19 protein-coding genes, 2 tRNA genes and 2 pseudogenes are annotated in these 18,887 nt (G+C 44.0%); 16 read left to right on the top strand and 7 right to left on the bottom strand.

Annotated elements, in window-relative coordinates; all coding sequences use genetic code 11:
* The first annotated feature begins 71 nt into the window (after window positions 1–71).
* The 5 genes from CIK98_RS01720 (at window position 72) to CIK98_RS18870 (ending at window position 2,638) form a co-directional block, all read left to right on the top strand.
* A complete protein-coding gene (locus CIK98_RS01720; protein ID WP_094378713.1) occupies window positions 72–410 on the top strand; it encodes a nucleotidyltransferase domain-containing protein in 339 nt (112 codons plus the stop codon).
* A gap of 231 nt (window positions 411–641) precedes the next feature.
* A complete protein-coding gene (locus CIK98_RS01715; protein ID WP_094382556.1) occupies window positions 642–851 on the top strand; it encodes a hypothetical protein in 210 nt (69 codons plus the stop codon).
* Window positions 848–1,126: a type II toxin-antitoxin system YafQ family toxin gene (locus CIK98_RS01710; protein ID WP_094382555.1), complete on the top strand. Its 279-nt coding sequence runs from the start codon at window positions 848–850 to the stop codon at window positions 1,124–1,126. Before CIK98_RS01715 ends, CIK98_RS01710 begins: the two co-directional genes overlap by 4 nt.
* 506 nt (window positions 1,127–1,632) lie before the next feature.
* Complete coding sequence (locus CIK98_RS01705) at window positions 1,633–2,202, top strand: ORF6N domain-containing protein (RefSeq protein ID WP_094382554.1); 570 nt, start codon at window positions 1,633–1,635, stop codon at window positions 2,200–2,202.
* 310 nt (window positions 2,203–2,512) lie between these two features.
* Window positions 2,513–2,638, top strand: coding sequence for a hypothetical protein (locus tag CIK98_RS18870; protein WP_256387749.1), 126 nt, complete (start codon window positions 2,513–2,515; stop codon window positions 2,636–2,638).
* Between the two features lie 97 nt (window positions 2,639–2,735).
* Here CIK98_RS18870 and CIK98_RS01700 read toward each other — a convergent pair whose 3' ends face one another.
* From CIK98_RS01700 to CIK98_RS01685, 5 genes and pseudogenes are all read right to left on the bottom strand, one after another.
* The gene (locus CIK98_RS01700) at window positions 2,736–3,677 is read right to left on the bottom strand and encodes an ORF6N domain-containing protein (protein ID WP_172409777.1); all 942 of its coding nucleotides are present in this window, start codon (window positions 3,675–3,677) and stop codon (window positions 2,736–2,738) included.
* A 246-nt stretch (window positions 3,678–3,923) separates the two neighbouring features.
* Window positions 3,924–4,091 (bottom strand): annotated as a pseudogene (locus CIK98_RS01695) (recombinase family protein); the annotation flags it as partial.
* A 158-nt stretch (window positions 4,092–4,249) separates the two neighbouring features.
* Window positions 4,250–4,408, bottom strand: a pseudogene (locus tag CIK98_RS01690) (site-specific integrase); the annotation flags it as partial.
* Window positions 4,409–4,489: 81 nt separating this feature from the next.
* Window positions 4,490–4,615, bottom strand: a complete 126-nt coding sequence (locus CIK98_RS18865; protein ID WP_256387748.1) for a hypothetical protein — start codon at window positions 4,613–4,615, stop codon at window positions 4,490–4,492.
* A 244-nt stretch (window positions 4,616–4,859) separates the two neighbouring features.
* Window positions 4,860–5,465, bottom strand: coding sequence for an epoxyqueuosine reductase QueH (locus tag CIK98_RS01685; protein ID WP_094382674.1), 606 nt, complete (start codon window positions 5,463–5,465; stop codon window positions 4,860–4,862).
* An 86-nt stretch (window positions 5,466–5,551) separates the two neighbouring features.
* On the opposite strand from CIK98_RS01685, the gene prmC reads away from it, so the two are divergent.
* From prmC to CIK98_RS01635, 10 genes are all read left to right on the top strand, one after another.
* Window positions 5,552–6,391 (top strand): peptide chain release factor N(5)-glutamine methyltransferase, encoded by an 840-nt coding sequence (prmC, locus tag CIK98_RS01680; protein ID WP_094382553.1) that lies wholly within the window; start codon window positions 5,552–5,554, stop codon window positions 6,389–6,391.
* A gap of 78 nt (window positions 6,392–6,469) precedes the next feature.
* Window positions 6,470–7,111 carry an orotate phosphoribosyltransferase gene (pyrE, locus tag CIK98_RS01675; protein WP_094382552.1) on the top strand — a complete coding sequence of 214 codons (642 nt, stop codon included), beginning with the start codon at window positions 6,470–6,472 and terminating at the stop codon, window positions 7,109–7,111.
* Between the two features lie 36 nt (window positions 7,112–7,147).
* A complete protein-coding gene (locus CIK98_RS01670) occupies window positions 7,148–7,621 on the top strand; it encodes an SRPBCC family protein (RefSeq protein ID WP_094382551.1) in 474 nt (157 codons plus the stop codon).
* A gap of 78 nt (window positions 7,622–7,699) precedes the next feature.
* The gene (argH, locus tag CIK98_RS01665; protein ID WP_094382550.1) at window positions 7,700–9,034 is read left to right on the top strand and encodes an argininosuccinate lyase; all 1,335 of its coding nucleotides are present in this window, start codon (window positions 7,700–7,702) and stop codon (window positions 9,032–9,034) included.
* Window positions 9,035–9,093: 59 nt separating this feature from the next.
* Window positions 9,094–9,675, top strand: coding sequence for a hypothetical protein (locus tag CIK98_RS01660; protein ID WP_141210362.1), 582 nt, complete (start codon window positions 9,094–9,096; stop codon window positions 9,673–9,675).
* Window positions 9,676–9,757: 82 nt separating this feature from the next.
* Window positions 9,758–9,830 (top strand) — tRNA-Gly (locus CIK98_RS01655).
* Window positions 9,831–9,889: 59 nt separating this feature from the next.
* Window positions 9,890–9,975: transfer RNA gene (locus tag CIK98_RS01650), tRNA-Leu, on the top strand.
* Between the two features lie 114 nt (window positions 9,976–10,089).
* Window positions 10,090–11,763: a tetratricopeptide repeat protein gene (locus CIK98_RS01645; RefSeq protein ID WP_094382548.1), complete on the top strand. Its 1,674-nt coding sequence runs from the start codon at window positions 10,090–10,092 to the stop codon at window positions 11,761–11,763.
* Between the two features lie 20 nt (window positions 11,764–11,783).
* On the top strand, window positions 11,784–12,785 hold the full coding sequence (locus CIK98_RS01640) for a DUF4369 domain-containing protein (protein ID WP_094382547.1): 1,002 nt from the start codon (window positions 11,784–11,786) through the stop codon (window positions 12,783–12,785).
* Window positions 12,786–12,814: 29 nt separating this feature from the next.
* Window positions 12,815–14,359, top strand: a complete 1,545-nt coding sequence (locus CIK98_RS01635; protein ID WP_094382546.1) for a YifB family Mg chelatase-like AAA ATPase — start codon at window positions 12,815–12,817, stop codon at window positions 14,357–14,359.
* A gap of 23 nt (window positions 14,360–14,382) precedes the next feature.
* On the opposite strand, the gene CIK98_RS01630 is transcribed toward CIK98_RS01635, so the two are convergent.
* Both CIK98_RS01630 and CIK98_RS01625 read right to left on the bottom strand, forming a co-directional pair.
* Entirely contained in the window at window positions 14,383–15,189 is an 807-nt protein-coding gene (locus CIK98_RS01630) for a DUF4249 family protein (protein WP_094382545.1), read from the bottom strand.
* Between the two features lie 12 nt (window positions 15,190–15,201).
* On the bottom strand, window positions 15,202–17,268 hold the full coding sequence (locus tag CIK98_RS01625; RefSeq protein WP_094382544.1) for a TonB-dependent siderophore receptor: 2,067 nt from the start codon (window positions 17,266–17,268) through the stop codon (window positions 15,202–15,204).
* Window positions 17,269–17,644: 376 nt separating this feature from the next.
* Here CIK98_RS01625 and CIK98_RS01620 point away from each other — a divergent pair, with 376 nt between their 5' ends.
* Window positions 17,645–18,805 carry a vWA domain-containing protein gene (locus tag CIK98_RS01620; protein WP_141210361.1) on the top strand — a complete coding sequence of 387 codons (1,161 nt, stop codon included), beginning with the start codon at window positions 17,645–17,647 and terminating at the stop codon, window positions 18,803–18,805.
* The last annotated feature ends 82 nt before the right edge of the window (window positions 18,806–18,887 follow it).

The following is an 18,887-nucleotide window of genomic DNA, read 5'->3' as shown; positions in this document are numbered from 1 at the left end:
AATCCCCCGAAATGTTTGGAGGTTTCGATATTTCTTTGTATATTTGCGGCGTGAAATATAAAATTGTGAATATGACATTGCTTTCAAACCATAGTTTATCAGGCAATGTAGTGGATGCAATATATGACACTGCAAAGACTATCATGCCCCAAAACTCAAACGTGATCTTGTTTGGGTCAAGAGCCCGTGGAGACAATAAAGAAGATTCTGATTGGGATCTGCTTATCTTATTGGATAAGGAAAAAGCAGATATTTTAGACCATGACAAATATACTTATCCATTTTGGGAACTTGGTTGGAAAACCAATTCAATGATTCATCCTATCTTATATACAAAACGAGATTGGGAGAAAAGAAAGGGAGATAACTTTTATGAGAATATTCAAAATGAGGGCATTGTAATATGCTAAAGTCAGAAGATAAAAAGTCGATATTGAAATATTTGAACCATATTTAGATACCGCAGAAAAATTTATTTCTGAAATGGAGAAATTGATAACTCAAAAATGAAATCAATAGCGGTGGCGGCAGCAATGTCGCCACCTTTTTTCGTGAATAATCCCCCGAAATGTTTGGAGGTTTCGATATTTCTTCGTATATTTGCGGCGTGAAATCAGTTTAGTTACAATTATTATAGGCTTATGACTACAATATCATTAACATACAATGAAAAGAACAAATTAGCAAAAAAGACAATAGATTTTTTGCTCTCTCTTGGTGTATTTAAAGTTGAGGCTTATGAGTCTAACAAAAAAAAGAAAACGTTGAAAGCAATAAAAGATGCCAAGGAAAAACGTAATGTTACAGTATGCGATACATTTGAGGATTATCTTAAAGCTGTTTCAGAATGAGAACAATTATTGTCACTGGGCAGTATAAGAAAGACTTAAAGTTGGCAAGAAAACGTCATTTGCCTGAGGATAAGCTGAATGAAGTAATCCTTAAATTGGCTAATGATGAAGAACTTCCCGGCTCATATAGAGACCATGCGTTAACAGGAGAGTTCTCTGGGACAAGAGAATGTCATATCCAGCCAGATTGGCTTCTCATTTATAGCAAAGAAGATGAAGATTGCGTAAGCTTCCTTTCATTAATTAGAACGGGAAGTCATTCCGATTTATTTTAAAGGTGGCGGCAGCAATGTCGCCACCTTTTTTCGTTAATAATCCCCCGAAATGTTTGGAGGTTTCATTTTTTCTTCGTATCTTTGCGACGTGAATTTAGTGGTTTTCAAATTTGAGTTATGACTATGAAGAGTTTATCAAAAGAAGAATGGATAAAGAAGTGAAAACAACTTCTTGATCATAAGAAAGAAATGGAAGAGCGATTTAAGGCTAATGCGGATACTGATATATATGCACTTTATGGAAAAGCCTAAATTATGAACGAGCTTTCATTATCCAGAATTAACGAATTTGCACCATATATAGTAGTAAAAACACCTTTTGAAGGAATTCAAAGTTGTATCAAATGTGTTAGGAGATAAGCCGTGAGATTTCATTAAGATGATACATCATAATTAAATACTCATCATTTATATGGGTGGCGACGGCAATGCTGTCGCCACCTTTTTTCGTTAATAATCCTCAGAAATGTTTGGAGGTTTCGATATTTCTTCGTATCTTTGCGGTCATGAATGATTTGATTAACATAAGCAGCTTGATATATGAGATAAGAGGTCAGAAGGTTATGCTCGACTTTGACCTCGCTAGAATGTATGGTGTGGAGACAAAACAACTAAAACGCTCTGTAAGGAGAAACATAAAAAGATTTGAAGGTGATGATTTTATGTTTGAGTTAACTCGTGACGAGTTTTTGAGGTGCAATTTTGGCACCTCAAGTTGGGGCGGTAGTCGTTATATGCCATTCGCATTTACAGAAATGGGAGTTGCAATGTTAAGTAGTGTATTAAAGTCAGAAACTGCAATAGAAATAAACCGTGGCATTATGCGTGCCTTCACCGAGTTCCGCAGGATTGCAACTTCACTTCCTAAGACCAACGACGATGTTGCTCAACTGCGCAAGGATTTTGAGGAACTGAAACTGGACATTGAAGACATCCTGAAAGATCAGAACGATATAAATGAAATGACTCGTATTCATCTTGATAATCTCGACCAAGCTTTCGCTTTGCTTCAGTCAGAAAGGAAACGTAACAAGCCAAAGCCTATAATAGGTTTCGGTATTAGAAATAATAAATAGAGGATGGATGTCGCTACAACCCTACACTCTACATTATTTAGGGTTAAACACCTATAGTTCAGATAATTACAGAATGTAGGGTATGTCTCAACCCTACATTCACCCTACATTCACCCTACACAAATTGAAACGCCATTAAATCGATCGAGCTATCGAAATGAAAAAAACGGTCATCGTGGAGACGATTGCCGAGACAATGAAAAAAAATAATGTAGGGATGATGTAGGGTTAATGTAGGGTTAAGAGGTACCCTACATTTATTAACCATCTGATTATCAACATACTATTACGAAAAGATGTAGGGTGTAGGGTGTTTGCGGAGCAGGCTTGTACAGAACGAAACGAGATGTCTTATGGCAACAAGCCAAACGTCTCCGACAAGACTGTCACAGTTATGACAGCCGACTGTCATAGTTATGAAAGCCTACTGTCGTAAGGTGACAGTGGGGCATGTGATTACTTATGCCTCTTTATCCAAATTGCTTACTTTATATTTATGTATTAAGTTCTTTTTCTTGAAATTTTCGTAAGTATTATCCTCTATTGATTCGTTCTACCAATTCGTCTGGTGTAAGTATCTCCATCTTTGAGAAGCCAAACCACTTCTTGCCCAAGTCCTTAATGGATGCTCCTATATGATACACATCATCGTCTATACAAAGGAAGCGGTCATGTGATAAACGGAATGTTTCAACATCAATCGGTGCATATTGAGCATTATGACGGTCTATGTCGAGTTGGAACTGACGGCTTATCTGCTGAGTGTAGATGATTGCAGACACGTTATTATCTCTTTTATCGAGCAATGTCAGTACAGTCTCGTCAACATAGTTGTCGATAAGGACAATACGTTTCTTTGCACTCTTAATCAAGTCGGACACGAAAGTATAGGCATCATAAACTTGCCCATTGTAGAACACACCCTGCTTCGGCTTTGCGTTGCCCTCGTCCAATCTGCGAAACACTTCTTCTATACGCTTGTCGGATTCTTGCAAGTGTTGTTGCATTTCCAATTGATGGTATTCCATTGTCGAGAGACGCTGAAACACTTCGGCATTGTTCTGTAGAAAGTGACGCATTGAAGTGAAAGCTCGCATTATTCGAATATTCACCTCAATCGCAGTGTCAGAACGTAAAACACTACTAAGCATAGCTACTCCGTTTTCAGTAAATACGTAAGGCATGTATTTCAAATGTTGTCCGCGTCCTTCGTTTAAGGTCGCAATTTGCGACCTTAAACATTCGTCCTTGGTCAATTGAAACATGAAATCTTCTGGAAATCGTTTAATATTACGTTTTACTTGCTCATTAAGACGCTTTGTTTCAACGCCATAAAGTGTGGCAAGGTCACGGTCAAGCATAACTTGTTGTCCTCTAATGATTTTTATTAGAGGCTCTATATTGTCAACACCAACCAACTGGTCACTTTCTGTGGTCAGTTCGCTGCTCTCCTTTTTTTCTATTTTATCTGTCATATTTATATTCATTTTTCTAAAATCACAAATTGTGACTTTGAACATTACCATATTTAACAGCATTCAAAGGTAGTGCTTTTAGCCTTTAAGCCACTATTGCACAAACCCTTTCTTTGAAAAGAACGTAAAATCAATAATATTATTGCGTTGATTGTACTTTTAGTAATCGCTTCACTCGTTGTACGGTACTTACCCCTTTACCACTCAACTTTGCCACATCCCGAATGGAATATCCCTTGCGGAGAACACTGGACGCTCATCTTTCTTCTTTGCGCCAGAGATGTTTTCCTCAAAGACCTTGCAGACTTCGATACCCTTATATTTTGCATACTCCGACAAGTCCTTGACCTGTCTTTCCGTGCTCTGTCTGTCACCAATACTGGAGACACGAGCGTATATTACCCCTGTTGTCATCTATATCAAAGATTAAATTGAACATGAAAATGCCTGTGTCAGGATAAGTCTTGCAGATTTATTTGAACACAAGCGTTTTTTGAATACAGCCTGACGGCAATTTACCAACAAAAGGGAAGAAGTATGACTTCTCCGTTGTTCGCACTCTGCTGTATGTCTCAATCAAACACGCCATTAAACAGATTGACCGCCTCTATCTTCTTTTCAAGAGCCACTTTTGCATAAACTTCGGTTGAAGTGATGCTTCCATGACCCAAAACAACCTTCACTGCTGATATGTCTGCTCCTGCTGAGATAGCCAACGATGCTGTCGTATGCCGTGAGCAATGGTAGGTTTAATGCTTGGTTATACCTGCTGCCTCCATCCATTCTTTCAGAACCACTTCTACGATAGAGTTTCAACGTTTCTTTCTCAATCCCTTCTGGTAAATGTCAAGATAGAGGCTGATGTTGCCACCTGCTATCTTCTTTTCTCGGATGCGCACAGGCTCCTTCAAACGGATTTCCTTCTTCTTTCGTCCCATTTTATTTCCTTTCTTTTCTGATGTTAATATATTCTTTTATCACTGATTATCAAGCATTTAACTTGCGATACAAAGATAATACAACGAGGGACAAAACGAGACAAAAGTGGGTAAACAATCATATTACATCACCTTACTATCCTTTCATTTCCGATGGTTAGACCCGCTTGGGATAATTGGTGGTTACTGGTGGCTACTTATAGTCTTTTTGATACAATAAGGATGACCAATTAATAGTTATCAATCATTTCGAAAACTCGCAACCACAATATAGCTGATTGTAGAAACCATATTCACGAAGAAGCTGGTTACGGCGCTCCTGCAAACCACCCTTTCGCCAGTTCTGAGCCCAGAACACCACTTGAGATGATGGTGTAGAAACGGCAGTGGCAGCAGATTCGCCGGCAATGGTAATCTGCTCAAGACTTTTCCATCGGGAAGAGGCAAGAGTGGTGGCGAAATATCTTATGCCAAGGCGTTGGGCTTCTTTTGCGGTTTCAAAAAGCCGAAGACGGAAACAGAGCTGACAACGGCTTCCACGCTCGGGAGCTTCTTCGTGACCGCGAACAAAGTCGAGCCAGCGCTGGTGGTCGTAGTCGGCATCTATCCATCTGATGCCGAGACTCTCAGCATGACGCTTGCTCTCGTTTTTCCTCGTCTCATATTCTTCAAGGGGAAATATGTTGGGGTTAAAATAGAATATTGTGGGACGCACGTCGTGTTGCATCAACCACTCAACAATGGCCGACGAACATGGCGCACAACAGGCGTGAAGCAACACTTCACGACAGTCGTCGGGCAATTCGATAGCTTCTTTGCGCTGTTTCTTCTTTACACATTTATTCTCCATCATCATATCTTTTTCCTGCAAAAGTAATATAATAATTTGGAATATCGCACTTTTTGTTGTACTTTTGCACAAAAAATTGAGGAAGCATGACTTATCAAGACATTTGCCGGGAGATTGCAGGGGTGATAGACAGCCATGGGAAAAGGGCTTTCGATGAAAGGGAGGCGCGCGCTATTGCACGTATCTTACTTGAGGATGTACTCGGTTTCACTCTCGCTGACATCTATGGGGGAAAACAGATATATGTTTCAGAAGAATTTGAACGTGCCTTTATACTAATAAAACAGGGAGCGCCTGTGCAGTATGCCGTGGGCAAGGCTCTTTTTGCCAACCGATATTTCAAGGTGAACAAAGGAGTGCTCATACCTCGACCTGAAACCGAAGAACTTTGCCAATGGGTTGCAGAAGACTGCAAAACGGCCGGCACCATACTTGACATTGGCACAGGAAGCGGTTGCATAGCCATCACACTTGCATTGGAAACGAAGGCGAAGGTGACGGCATGGGACATTGCCGAAGAGGCATTAATGACGGCAAAAGCTAATGCTGAGGCTTTAAAAGCCAATGTCATAGTGGAACGAAAAAACGTGTTTGAAACTAACGACGACGAGAGACGATGGGACGTGATAGTGAGCAATCCGCCTTATATCTGCGAAAAGGAAAAGGCACACATGGAGTCAAACGTGCTTGACCATGAACCAAGCATAGCACTGTTTGTTCCCGACTCCGACCCTTTATTGTTCTATAGGGCAATAACACGATACGCATCCTCATCTCTCAACAAGGGCGGAAGACTGTTTTTTGAAATCAACCCATTATATGCCAAGGAAATGGAAGCCATGGCAGAAGAGGAAGGATTCATTAACCACGAAACAAGAGAGGACCAATATGGTAAGACAAGAATGATGAAAATATGGAAAGAATGAAAAAAAAGCACCTTTTTCTTCGCAATTCCAATTTTTCTTGTTACTTTTGCAAACGAAGAATATAATAACACTAATAATATGGAATCAATAAAGCATTTATTCGCACAGAAGCTCCTTGAAGTCAAGGCCATAAAGCTTCAACCCAACGACCCTTTCACATGGGCATCAGGATGGAAATCACCAATATACACCGACAATCGCAAAACGCTTGCTTATCCGGAGTTGCGTTCGTTTGTAAAACAAGAATTAGTTCACCTCATCCACGAAGAGTTCCCAGAGGCTAACGCTGTGGCTGGAGTGGCTACAGGTGCCATTGCACAGGGAGCACTGGTGGCAGACGAACTGCTACTGCCCTACTGTTACGTACGTCCAAAGCCGAAAGACCATGGCATGGGCAACCAAATAGAAGGCACAATACCTGAAGGCGCAAAGGTGGTAGTGGTGGAAGACCTTATTTCCACAGGTGGCTCGTCGCTAAAAGCTGTCGATGCTCTTCGCAAGGCAGGTTTCGAGGTCGTTGGAATGGTGGCTTCATACACCTACGGCTTCCCAGTTGCCGAAGAGGCTTTTAAAGCAGCAAACTTGAAGCTCGTCACCCTGTCAGACTACGAGCATACTACCGCCATCGCAGCCAAGACCGGATACATCAAAGAGGAAGACCTCGCGGTACTGGCTGAATGGAGAAAGTCACCAAGCACTTGGAAGCAGGAGAGTAAATAATTAAGTTGACAACTGATCAACTAAAAAATAATATTTATGGCAAAATACGAAAGCAGTGTAAAACAGGTGAACGCACCAGTAGAACGCGTTTACTCAGTAATAAGCGACCTGGAAAGACTGCGCCCGGTAATAGAGATGGCGCAGAACAACGAGATGATAAAGGAAAAGCTGCGCGAGGCTGGACAAGACCCTGCACAACTCGAGAAGCTGAAAGACATGAACTTGACTTCCGACCGCGTCTCTTTCCCCGCGCCAATGGTGGGCGAAGTGGCTGTGGCAATTATTGAACGGGAAGAGAACAAATGTGTAAAGTTTGAGACCGAGAAGTCGCCTATCGACGCAAATCTATGGATTCAGGTGCTGCCTGTGACCGACACTACATCAAAAATGCGTGTTACACTCAAAGCTGACCTAAACCCGATGATGAAGATGATTCTTGGCTCAAAACTCGAAAAAGGTATAGACCAGTTTGCCGACATGTTGTGCATGCTGCCTTATAATTTTATATAACTCAACTTTCGTAAGAAAGGGAAGTTAAAGAAGTTGAGCACATGCTAAACTTAAATTAATAATTATATTGGGTAAAGAATGAAACTCTGGGAAAAAAATTTTGAGATAAACAAGGAGATTGAACGATTTACAGTAGGACGCGACCGTGAGATGGACCTCTATCTCGCAAAATATGATGTGCTCGGCTCTATGGCTCACATCACCATGCTCGAAAGCATCGGACTACTGGAGAAAGAAGAGCTGAAACCTCTGTTGGCTGAACTGAAAAACATCTACCATCTGGCTGAGAAGGGAGAATTCACCATTGAAGACGGAGTGGAAGATGTTCACTCACAAGTTGAGATGCTACTGACAGAGAAGCTGGGCGACCTCGGAAAGAAAATTCATAGCGGACGATCACGCAACGACCAAGTACTGGTTGACCTAAAGCTCTTCACCCGACATCAACTGAAAGACATTGCCGACGAAGTGAAGATTCTGTTCGACGAACTTATTCAGAAAAGCAACCAGTACAAAGATGTGTTAATGCCTGGATATACCCACCTCCAAGTGGCTATGCCAAGCTCGTTCGGACTCTGGTTTGGAGCTTATGCCGAAAGCCTTGCCGACGATATGCTCTTCCTTCAAGCAGCCTACCGCATGACCAACCGCAACCCTCTTGGTTCTGCTGCTGGTTACGGTTCGTCGTTCCCGCTCAACCGCACGATGACTACCGAACTTTTGGGCTTTGACTCCATGGACTATAATGTGGTATATGCACAAATGGGACGTGGCAAGATGGAACGCAACGTAGGCTTTGCCATCGCAACCATTGCTGGCACACTGGCAAAAATGGCCTTCGACGCATGCATGTTCAACAGTCAGAACTTCTCGTTTGTGAAACTCCCTAAAGAGTGTACAACTGGCTCGTCGATCATGCCACACAAGAAGAATCCTGACGTGTTTGAATTAATACGCGCCAAATCAAACAAGCTCCAAAGCCTGCCCCAGCAGATAACGCTCATTATGAACAACCTACCGGTGGGCTATTTCCGCGATCTTCAAATCATCAAGGAGGTGTTCTTACCTGCATTCGACGAACTAAAAGACTGTCTACAGATGGCGGCCTACATAATCAACAAGATTGAGGTAAACGAACATATACTCGACAACCCGATGTACGACCCAATATTCTCGGTGGAGGAAGTAAACAGACTGGCAGCAGCCGGCATGCCATTCCGCGACGCCTACAAAAAAGTGGGACTCGACATCGAGGCAGGCAAGTTCACTCCAAACAAAAACATTCACCACACTCACGAAGGAAGCATCGGCAACCTGATGAACGATGAAATCGTAAAGCTGATGAATGACACCATCGAGGGATTCAACTTCAACCGAATGATTGAGGCGGAAAAGAAGTTGGTTGAAAATTAAAGAGGAGAGAGGAGAGAGAGATGATTGAAGGGGATATTCACAACGACAAAAATGTAAATATGAAAGGGATTATTCATTTCATAGATATAAGATGGACAGGTCTTCAGAAGATTCTCTCCTCACTCCTCGTTCTCACCCTTTCCTGCACCTCCGACGGATATCGCTATTCTACAGACTATCCATGCAACTTTAGGTTCTACACAAACTACCATCCCACAAGCATACTTACACGAGTGCTCGACAACCCTGGACTATATGTATGGATAGAAGTGCAGAAACGGCAAGGAGTGAACCACCTTATGGTCTATCCATCCAATGGCGACAGCAACGAAGACATTGCACTGACCACAGAGATAGAAAACAACAGAGTGTACTACTACGACATGGGTGCCAACGGCCAACTCATAGTAGGCTGCACACCATTCGGCGAATGGCGAGCCTACGACCGCCAATGTCCTTACTGCCTCGACAACACATCTTCACTAAGCCATCCACTCACGTGGACAAGCAATAGCCAGTCGGTAGAATGTAATGATTGCCATCGGGTCTACAACCTCTCGTCAGGCATTTCCGACGACGGCAAACGACTGAAAGAATATCGCATACAGACTAACGGAACGGTAATTCAAATACACAATTAAGTTAAATTATTTAAAAAGCGCAAACAGAACCTCTATTTGTTTTGGATATTCAAAGAAATAATAATACCTTTGCACACGATTTGCGGAAATAGCTCAGTTGATAGAGCACTAGCCTTCCAAGCTGGGGGTCGCGGGTTTGAGCCCCGTTTTCCGCTCTCTCATGCCTTAGGGAACTTTTAATATACATTGGTCAAAATCCCTAAGGCAGTATGATGCCGCAATGGTGGAATTGGTAGACACGAGGGACTTAAAATCCCTTGGCCAGTAATGGCTGTGCGGGTTCGAGTCCCGCTCGCGGCACATATCAGTTAATATAACATAAAAAGCACGCTTCCTTTTCCTTTGTTATAAAAGAAATGATTACCTTTGCAACGAAAATCAACATTGCAAATGTTTAATTAACTTATAACAAATATGCAGAAGAAAAATTTATTGCTTTTATCGGCAGCTTCAATGATGATTCTGTCGTCTTGCTCAAAGCTGGGACCTCTCTCAGCTGACAATTTTACTGTTGATCCAAACCCACTGGAGACAACAGCAGGACAGATTCCAACTACCATCAATGGTATGTTCCCAGAAAAGTACATGAAGAAGAAGGCTACTGTAACCGTTATTCCCGAGCTGCGTTATGGCAACGGAGAGGCTGTACAGGGCACAGGTGCCACTTTCCAGGGCGAGAAGGTTGCTGGTAATGACCAGACAATCTCTTACAAGGTAGGCGGCAACTACACTATGAAGACCAACTTCAAGTATGTTCCTGAGATGCAGAAGAGCGAACTCTACCTCACTTTCGACGCTTACATCGGAAGCAAGAAGGTTGACGTACCTGCCGTAAAAGTGGCAAACGGTGTCATAGCTACATCTGAACTCAGCGGACGCACTGTACGCCAGGCACAGGCAAGCGTATCACAGGATGCTTACCAGCGCATCATCGAGCACAAGCAGGAAGCTAACATCAAGTTCCTCATTCAGCAGGCTAATCTTCGCAAGAGCGAGCTGAAGAACAACTCTGTAAAGGAATTTGTTGAAATGCTGAAGAAAATCAACGCTGACAAAGAAGGTCTGAACCTGAAGAACGTTGAGGTTTCTGCATATGCTTCTCCTGATGGAGGTCTCAAGCTTAACGACAAGCTCGCAGCCCAGCGTCAGAACAACACTGAGAAATATGTTCAGAAGACTCTTAAAAACACGAAGGTAAAGGCTCCGGTAGACGCTAAGTATACCGCTCAGGACTGGGAAGGTTTCCAGGAACTCGTGAAGGTTTCTGACATTCAGGACAAGGACGTCATCATCCGCGTTCTTTCTATGTATAAGGATCCAGAGGAGCGTGAGCAGCAGATTAAGAACATGAGCTCTGTATTCCGTGAGCTGGCAGACGGCATCCTGCCTGAACTCCGCCGCGCACGCCTTACACTGAACTATGAGGTTATCGGACGCAGCGACGAGCAGATTGTAGACCAGTTCAAGAGCGACGCTTCACAGCTTAACGTAGAGGAACTTCTCTATGGAGCTACTCTCGCCAGCAAGTGCTCTGAGAAGGAGCCATACTACAAGAAGGCTGCTGAACTCTACAACGATGCACGCGCATGGAACAACCTTGCTACCATCGCTTTCGCAAAGGGCGACCTCAACGCAGCACAGAGCTACGCTGAGAAGGCACAGAAGATTGACGGCAACAACGCAGAGAGCAACGCAAACCTCGGCCTGCTCGCACTCGCAGCCGGCAACGTGAAGGAAGCTGAGAATTATATAGCAAAGGCTGGCACAGCTGTAGGCATCAACGAAATCGTTGGTAACCTCAACCTCATGAAGGGTAACTATGCACAGGCTGAGCAGGACTTCGCTGGCATCAACAGCAATAGCGCTGCCCTGACACAGATTCTCAACAAGAACTACAACGCAGCTGCCAATACTCTTAGCAATATTAAGAATGCAGACGCAACTACCGACTATCTGAAGGCTATACTCAATGCACGCCTTGGCAAGAACGCCGATGCTGCTACAGCACTTAAGGCTGCCATCAGCAAAGACTCTTCTTTCGCTAAGTATGCCGAGAACGACATCGAGCTTAAGAATGTTAGCAAATAATAGAAAGATCTGAAACCGTAATGAAGAAATTCATTGGTTATACACTGCTCACCCTGATTCTTGTTTCTTGCGGTGCCGAAAGCGGACATTTCCGCATTAAGGGCCGCCTGAGGAACTTCAATCAGGGTGAGTTCTTCGTATATAGCATCGACGGAGGTATACCTGCCTTAGACACCATAAGGGTTAACCAGGGACGATTCGAATATGACACAAGAATTGAAGACCCTGCCACTTTCGTCATCATATTCCCTAACTTTTCCGAACTACCGGTCTTTGGAGAGTCGGGAGCCACTGCTACCATCGAAGGCGACGCGTCACACTTGAAGGAAATTGAGGTGAGCGGCACCAACAACAACGATGATATGACAAAATGGCGAGAGATGGCAAACAGACTCACTCCGCCTGAAGTAAAGAAAGAAGCTGAAAAATATATTAAGGAGAAACCGGCTTCGCCTATAAGTGCATACCTACTCCGAAAATATTTCATCGACTGTCAACAGCCTGACTACAAGAAAGCTTCTCTGTTGGCAAAAGCCATAGAGACAGCCGACAAGGAAAACCTACAGGCATCTCTTCTCGCAAAAAACATCGCATCACAACAAAATATACAAATTGGCGACAAGCTTCCTAAGTTCTCCGCAGTGGACATCAACGGGAAAAAAGTGAGCGAGAAAGACCTTAAAGGCAAAATCAACATCATCAACACCTGGGCGTCGTGGAACTACGATAGCCAGTCGATACAGCGAATGCTGAAAAGGAAGAGGAAGGAGTATGGCAACAAGATTTGCATTGTAAGCATCTGCCTCGACGCAAGCATAAAAGAATGTAGACGACGTGCGGAAAACGATTCCATAGACTGGAGCAATGTCTGCAACGGCAATATGTGGAAATCACCAATCCTAAAGGCTGTTGGCATTGCCACCATACCGGGAAACATCGTTTGCGACGAGTCGAGGAAAATCATTGCCCGAGACCTGAAAGCCGACAAACTCGAAGAAAAGATAAAAGAGACACTTAAGTAATCACCAAACAAAAAAACAGTATTCGCCAAATGCTTGTCAAAACCTACTGTGCAGCCGTCAATGGACTCGACGCCACCATCATCACTGTAGAAGTAAACAAAAGCCGCGGTGTGATGTTCCACCTCACGGGACTTCCCGACAATGCGGTAAGGGAAAGCCGCGACCGTATTGCTGCTGCACTGGAAAACAACGGATACCGCTTCCCCGTAGCGGAAATAACCATCAACATGGCTCCAGCTGACATTCGCAAGGAAGGCAGCGGCTACGACCTGCCCATTGCCATCGCCATACTAGCATGCGAACAAAAGGTAGACAGCGAACGACTTGGCGACTATATAATAATAGGTGAACTCGGACTAGACGGGAGGTTGCAGCCCATCAAGGGCGCACTGCCTATTGCCATAATGGCAAGAGCTGAGAAATACAAGGGACTCATTGTGCCTAAAGCCAACATCAGGGAGGCTGCCGTAGTTAATAATATCAATGTCTACGGCATGGAGAACATCTCTGAAGTGATAAGATTCCTCAACGGCGACCATGCAGAACCGGAAATAATAGACACACGCAAATTATTTTTCGAACAGCAAAGCGACTATGAGTTTGACTTTGCTGACGTCAAAGGCCAACAAAACGTTAAAAGGGCCATGGAAGTGGCTGCGGCTGGAGGTCACAACATGATTATGATTGGCCCTCCGGGAAGCGGAAAATCAATGCTGGCAAAGCGGTTGCCTTCCATACTGCCCCCTCTCTCGCTCTCGGAAAGTCTTGAGACTACACAGATACACAGCGTGGCAGGAAAACTAAACCGCGAGACTTCACTTATTTCACAACGTCCGTTCCGCTCGCCTCATCATACCATATCTCAGGTAGCTCTCGTGGGAGGAGGATCCAACCCACAACCTGGTGAAATATCACTCGCCCACAATGGCGTACTCTTCTGCGACGAACTGCCAGAGTTCAATCGTAGCGTGCTTGAAGTGATGCGCCAGCCACTTGAGGACCGAAAGATTACCATTAGCCGCGCCAAATACACCATAGAATACCCATGTTCTTTCATGTTTGTAGCCTCTATGAACCCTTGTCCATGTGGATATTACGGCGACCCGACACACACCTGCGTATGCTCGCCAGGACAAATACAACGCTATATGAGTAAGATAAGCGGGCCCTTGCTCGACCGCATCGATATCCAATGCGAAATACAACCTGTGGCATTCAACGACCTGGCAAAGATGGAGCCTGGAGAGCCCAGCTCCGCAATACGTGAAAGAGTTATTGCCGCAAGAAAGATTCAGGAGGAACGATATCGGGCATTCAAGGGCATACACTGCAACGCACAAATGACCGAGCGCATGCTCCACGACTTCGCCCAGCCTGATGCAAAATCGCTCGAAATGCTACGCATGGCCATGGAACGACTAAAACTCTCTGCCCGTGCCTATGGGCGCATACTGAAAGTGGCGCGCACCATAGCCGACCTTGCAGCATCACCAGAGGTACAACTGCCTCATATTGCCGAAGCGGTGGGCTACAGAAACCTTGACCGTGGCGACTGGGCAGAAAGGGGTTTATAGCCATCGGTCAGAACCAAAGGACCTCACTCCTCCTCCACTTCATCACTTCTAAATGTTATGCTATAGTTTGTCTTGCCATAAGCAGAGAAATAGCCGAGACAACCACCAGAGAAATTGGCTATTGGATTGGTGGATACAGAACTTGTCTGTTGCATGGAGAAGAGATAGTCGTAAGACAACTTGTCTATGGCACGCACCTCAAATCGCATTACGTCTCCATCCAACAACCTGTCGTCGTCATCATCGGTGTCTTCCATCATGCAAGAGAAAAGCTGTTGTACCTCTTCTCCGGGATTGCCGACGTCTTTCATCACCGCCCAACGATAGCCGAGTCCATTGCGATAGATATGCATGAAATAATAATTGGTCTCGTCGGGAAAGTCTTGAATGCGAAGGTCGGCAAACAGCACTTTTGTATTCAGAACTTTCTTCCATATAAAGCGTGCTGAATTAACCACTGGTGTCTTCTGCATGGTGGAACTGGAAGCGAATCGTTTGCCATCCACCTCAACCTCAATTCTATATATCACCCCAGGCACACCTTTTGTATTTGAAGTGTATATGCCACTGGTGCTTGTTGTCAATGTCTGTTCAGAGCCATCATCACCCATAATTCTTATCACCGCTCCGTCAACGCCATATTTATTACCATCATTTTCAATTTGCCGGGTTTTACTTACTGCAACCCTCGTTCGCTGGTTGCTCAGTTCAGCTTCAACCACATAGAGTTGGTCAACGGTTTTATAATCCATCTCAAGCTCTTTTTCACATGAGACGGTCGTCGTTAGCACCAAAAGGAGGTTTACAATATTGAATATATTTGTTTTCATATATAATATGATCTAAAAATGAATGGAATAAGCCACAGAAGGAAGTATGCCAAACAGGCTATATTGCTTTGCCTTCGTACGTGCTCCGTCGCTGCTATCCTCAAAACTGATGAGGAAGGGGTTATAGTGGTTATAGGCATTATATATGCTGAATGTCCACTGTCGCAGAGTACCAGTCTTAGGAGTGCGTTTGCTCCATGTGGCGCTTAGGTCAAGTCTGTGATAAGCAGGAGCACGATAGCTGTTTCGCTCGGCATAATAATATATCCAGTTGTCAATAATCTCGTATTTGGCATAAGGAGCGGTGAAGGCCTGACCGGAATAGTATGTCCAGGCAGCAGACAGTTTCCAGCGTTTTCCTGTATCGTAAATGCCGACAATGTTTATGTCATGACGGCGGTCGTTACCCGCATCATACCATCTGCCTTGGTTTATGCCTTCAATCTTTGTCTTCGCCCACGAAAGCGTGTAAGCCAACCAGCCTGTGAGTCTTCCCTTGTTTTTTCTTATAGAAGCCTCAACGCCATATCCCTTGCCCTTACCGCTCAGTATAAGCCTCTCGATTTCTATCTCAGAGTTGAAACTCTTGCCGTCGCGGTAGTCTGCCACATTGTCTATTATTCGCCAATAGCCCTCCAGCGATACGTCGTACATCTCGTTAGCGGTCACTGCAAACAGACCGGCGCTCAGTTGGTCTGCCACCTCTGGTTTTAATATGTTGCTTGAAAGGGCATAGCGGTCGAATGGTGTAGAGAGGCTTTGGTTGCGAAGTGCGTGTATGACTTGTGAAGTGCGTGAATAACCAGCCTTAAAACTCAGCGATGGACTTATCAAGTATGATGCACTCAGTCGAGGTTCTACATTCAGGTAAGTCTTCATTATCTCTCCACTCTTTTTGTTGAACAGGCGTATTATCTCTCCCTGCTCGTCAATGTCATAATACATAGAGCCACCCAATGCGGAATAGATATCAAAACGTGTGCCGATTGAAACTTTCAACTTTCGTGAAAGGTCTAGAGTGGCGTTCACCCATACGTTGTTGTCCCAACCGCGTCGTTTCTCCTTCTCATGGTCGTTCATCATCTGCCACTCAGCCGACTTCACGTCAAGTAGCGCCGACTGGAATCCAGCCTCGAATATGTTATTGCCCCACTGGAAATGAAAATTCTGCCTAAGAGCCATTTGGCGAATGTGTCCACCAAAAGAGTGCGTCATGTCCAGAAGATCAATGCCATTGTCGGTATCATATCCAGAATAGAAGAGCGATGTCTGCCAGTGGACGATGTCGCTAATACGATGATGCCAGCGCAATGTGGATGTTATGTTTTTCCACTTCATGCCCACCATATCATCAAGCGCCATATTATCTCTTCCTGTAAAGAAAGAGAGACTTAGTCTGTCGCGCTTTGAGAGCGAATAGTCGAGCTTGGCGTTGACATCGTAAAAGTTCAGTGTATTGTCTTTGAAATCTGGAATAAGTTTCATAAATAAGTCAATATACGACCTTCGTGCAGCCAGAAACAGCGAGCCCTTTCCTCCAGCTATCGGCCCTTCAATGTCAGCCTTTGCCGAGAGTAGTCCTATAGTTCCGCCTCCATGCCAAGCGTCTCGCCTTCCCGTTTTAGCCGTGATGTCAAGCACTGCCGACGAGGCTCCTCCAAAAGTGGCGGGAATCATACCTTTGTACAGAGTGGCAGCAGCAAGCGATGCATCGTTAAAAGCCGAGAACAGACCTGCCAGATGCCCTACGTTATACACTGGAGCATCGTCGTATAGCACAGCATTTTGTGCTGATGTCCCACCACGCACCTGGAAACTGCTCGACGCCTCGCTTTCGCTTTTGACTCCTGCCAGCAGTTGTATAGACCTCATGATGTCGTTCTCGCCAAACATAGCCGGTGTAGTGGTCAGCTCCTTCAGTTGCAATTGTTCAGCCCCCACCTGCACCGCTTCCACACGCTGTCGTGGCGACTGTGCGGTCACCACCACTTCCCGTATGGTATCGTTGCGCATGACAACTGTGTCAGCTACATTTTCTCCACTGTAAGCCGTTGACAATATTAATAAAAATGTATACATTAGTTATCGTAACTTTCCTAAATCACTATTTCTTTGCAAAAATACACTTTTCTGCTGAAATACGCAAATAAATCCATCATTTTCCTAATAAATAACTCATAACGAACCCAAAATCGGTATAGTTTCACTGTGATAAATACCCATATAGATATTTTTTGTTAATTTATAATAAAAACAACGCAAAATTTTTATTGTTCTTCAAAAAATACATTAACTTTGCAGTCGTAAGAAATGTTTGGTTACATGATATAATATTGTTATTTAATGTACCTCTACCAACATCTAAATAGGAAATAGAAAATCCGATGGTTGTTAAAGTCCCAGCGACTTAAGGATTAGGAAAATAATTATTGGGACAGGAAAAAATATAGTATTTATGAAAAAACAATTATTTAGCCTAATGATTGCAGCTGGTCTTTTCAGCTTAGCTTCATGTACAGTAGAAGACAATGGTTCTACTGGAGTTATCACAGTACCTGGCATACCTGCCGATACTGAGGCAGATCCCAATCCTACGTTGCCTGATGCTCCAAATACCAACGTAGCCAACATCAACTATGTAGTAGAGACTGCATCAAACGGCAACAAGGTGATTCGTTTCGACCTCACCGGTATTCAGTCTCCAGAAAATCCTACAGAATGGTTGCGTCTTTATGGCACAAACACTTCCGAGCAGAACATCTGGATTTCCATCGACGACCTGCCAAAGGGCTTCACCATCGAAAACACCATCGACTCTGAGGAACAAGTTTCAGCAGTAGACCTCGTGTTCCTTGTTGACAACTCAGGAAGTATGGGTGAAGAAGCTGACGCTGTTGCAAAAGAAATTCTTGACTGGTCGAAGATGCTGTCAAAGACTTTGGACATGCGCTTTGGCTGTGTAGGCTATGACTATGGCGGAGAAGTTAATGGAGCTATCAACATGTGTGGTATTAATGAAATTGACGCATTCCTGAATCGTTCAGGTAAATATGGCATAGATCGTACAATGGGATTTGAAGGACCAGATAAAGACGTGCTCGCCAAAGAATATGCCAGATACAGTACAGGAACTTGGTCTGCGGATGAATGTGGTGTTTCCTCACTCCGTTACGCCGACGACTTGTTCAACTTCAGAAAGAATACCAACCGCGTATATGTAAACTTCACCGACGAGCCTAACTATCCACAGGGCCACGAACCAATGAGTACGCAATGGGTAAAAGATCCTAACAACTGGCCAACAACCAAAGGAACAATTCACACGATATACAGTAGCACTTATGTAAACTGGACAGAAAGACCTCTTTGGGAGGAGTATCCATGGAATCTTTCAGCATACACTGGTGGTACAGAAATTAAGACAAACTCTTCTTTCAGTGGTGTGTCTCTCTCTACACTTCCTATAACAGGTGCATTGCAGAATTCTTATATTATCAAATTCACCAACGTGGAGAGTCTTTTCGATGGTCAGCCACACAAGATTAAGATCACAATCCTTTCACCAAACGGAACTGTAAGAGCTGAAAAGGAATACGTGGTTACATTTAAACTTTAATATAGACATTCACGTTTAGACATAAGCCCAGAGGATTTTAATCTCTGGGCTTTATTTTACCTTAAAAAATACAACCCACAAA

It is taken from the genome of Prevotella sp. P2-180 (assembly GCF_002251435.1).
Classification (GTDB): domain Bacteria; phylum Bacteroidota; class Bacteroidia; order Bacteroidales; family Bacteroidaceae; genus Prevotella.
The sequence above is the reverse complement of the archived record's forward strand: the minus strand, read 5'-3'. Positions and strand labels throughout refer to the sequence as shown.

Coding starts and splice junctions, on each gene's coding strand:
- CIK98_RS01720 (WP_094378713.1), top strand. CDS start 72: ATGACATTGCTTTCAAACCATAGTTTATCAGGCAATGTAGTGGATGCA.
- CIK98_RS01715 (WP_094382556.1), top strand. CDS start 642: ATGACTACAATATCATTAACATACAATGAAAAGAACAAATTAGCAAAA.
- CIK98_RS01710 (WP_094382555.1), top strand. CDS start 848: ATGAGAACAATTATTGTCACTGGGCAGTATAAGAAAGACTTAAAGTTG.
- CIK98_RS01705 (WP_094382554.1), top strand. CDS start 1,633: ATGAATGATTTGATTAACATAAGCAGCTTGATATATGAGATAAGAGGT.
- CIK98_RS01700 (WP_172409777.1), bottom strand. CDS start 3,677: ATGACAGATAAAATAGAAAAAAAGGAGAGCAGCGAACTGACCACAGAA.
- CIK98_RS18865 (WP_256387748.1), bottom strand. CDS start 4,615: ATGGGACGAAAGAAGAAGGAAATCCGTTTGAAGGAGCCTGTGCGCATC.
- CIK98_RS01685 (WP_094382674.1), bottom strand. CDS start 5,465: ATGGAGAATAAATGTGTAAAGAAGAAACAGCGCAAAGAAGCTATCGAA.
- prmC (WP_094382553.1), top strand. CDS start 5,552: ATGACTTATCAAGACATTTGCCGGGAGATTGCAGGGGTGATAGACAGC.
- pyrE (WP_094382552.1), top strand. CDS start 6,470: ATGGAATCAATAAAGCATTTATTCGCACAGAAGCTCCTTGAAGTCAAG.
- CIK98_RS01670 (WP_094382551.1), top strand. CDS start 7,148: ATGGCAAAATACGAAAGCAGTGTAAAACAGGTGAACGCACCAGTAGAA.
- argH (WP_094382550.1), top strand. CDS start 7,700: ATGAAACTCTGGGAAAAAAATTTTGAGATAAACAAGGAGATTGAACGA.
- CIK98_RS01660 (WP_141210362.1), top strand. CDS start 9,094: ATGAAAGGGATTATTCATTTCATAGATATAAGATGGACAGGTCTTCAG.
- CIK98_RS01645 (WP_094382548.1), top strand. CDS start 10,090: ATGCAGAAGAAAAATTTATTGCTTTTATCGGCAGCTTCAATGATGATT.
- CIK98_RS01640 (WP_094382547.1), top strand. CDS start 11,784: ATGAAGAAATTCATTGGTTATACACTGCTCACCCTGATTCTTGTTTCT.
- CIK98_RS01635 (WP_094382546.1), top strand. CDS start 12,815: ATGCTTGTCAAAACCTACTGTGCAGCCGTCAATGGACTCGACGCCACC.
- CIK98_RS01630 (WP_094382545.1), bottom strand. CDS start 15,189: ATGAAAACAAATATATTCAATATTGTAAACCTCCTTTTGGTGCTAACG.
- CIK98_RS01625 (WP_094382544.1), bottom strand. CDS start 17,268: ATGTATACATTTTTATTAATATTGTCAACGGCTTACAGTGGAGAAAAT.
- CIK98_RS01620 (WP_141210361.1), top strand. CDS start 17,645: ATGAAAAAACAATTATTTAGCCTAATGATTGCAGCTGGTCTTTTCAGC.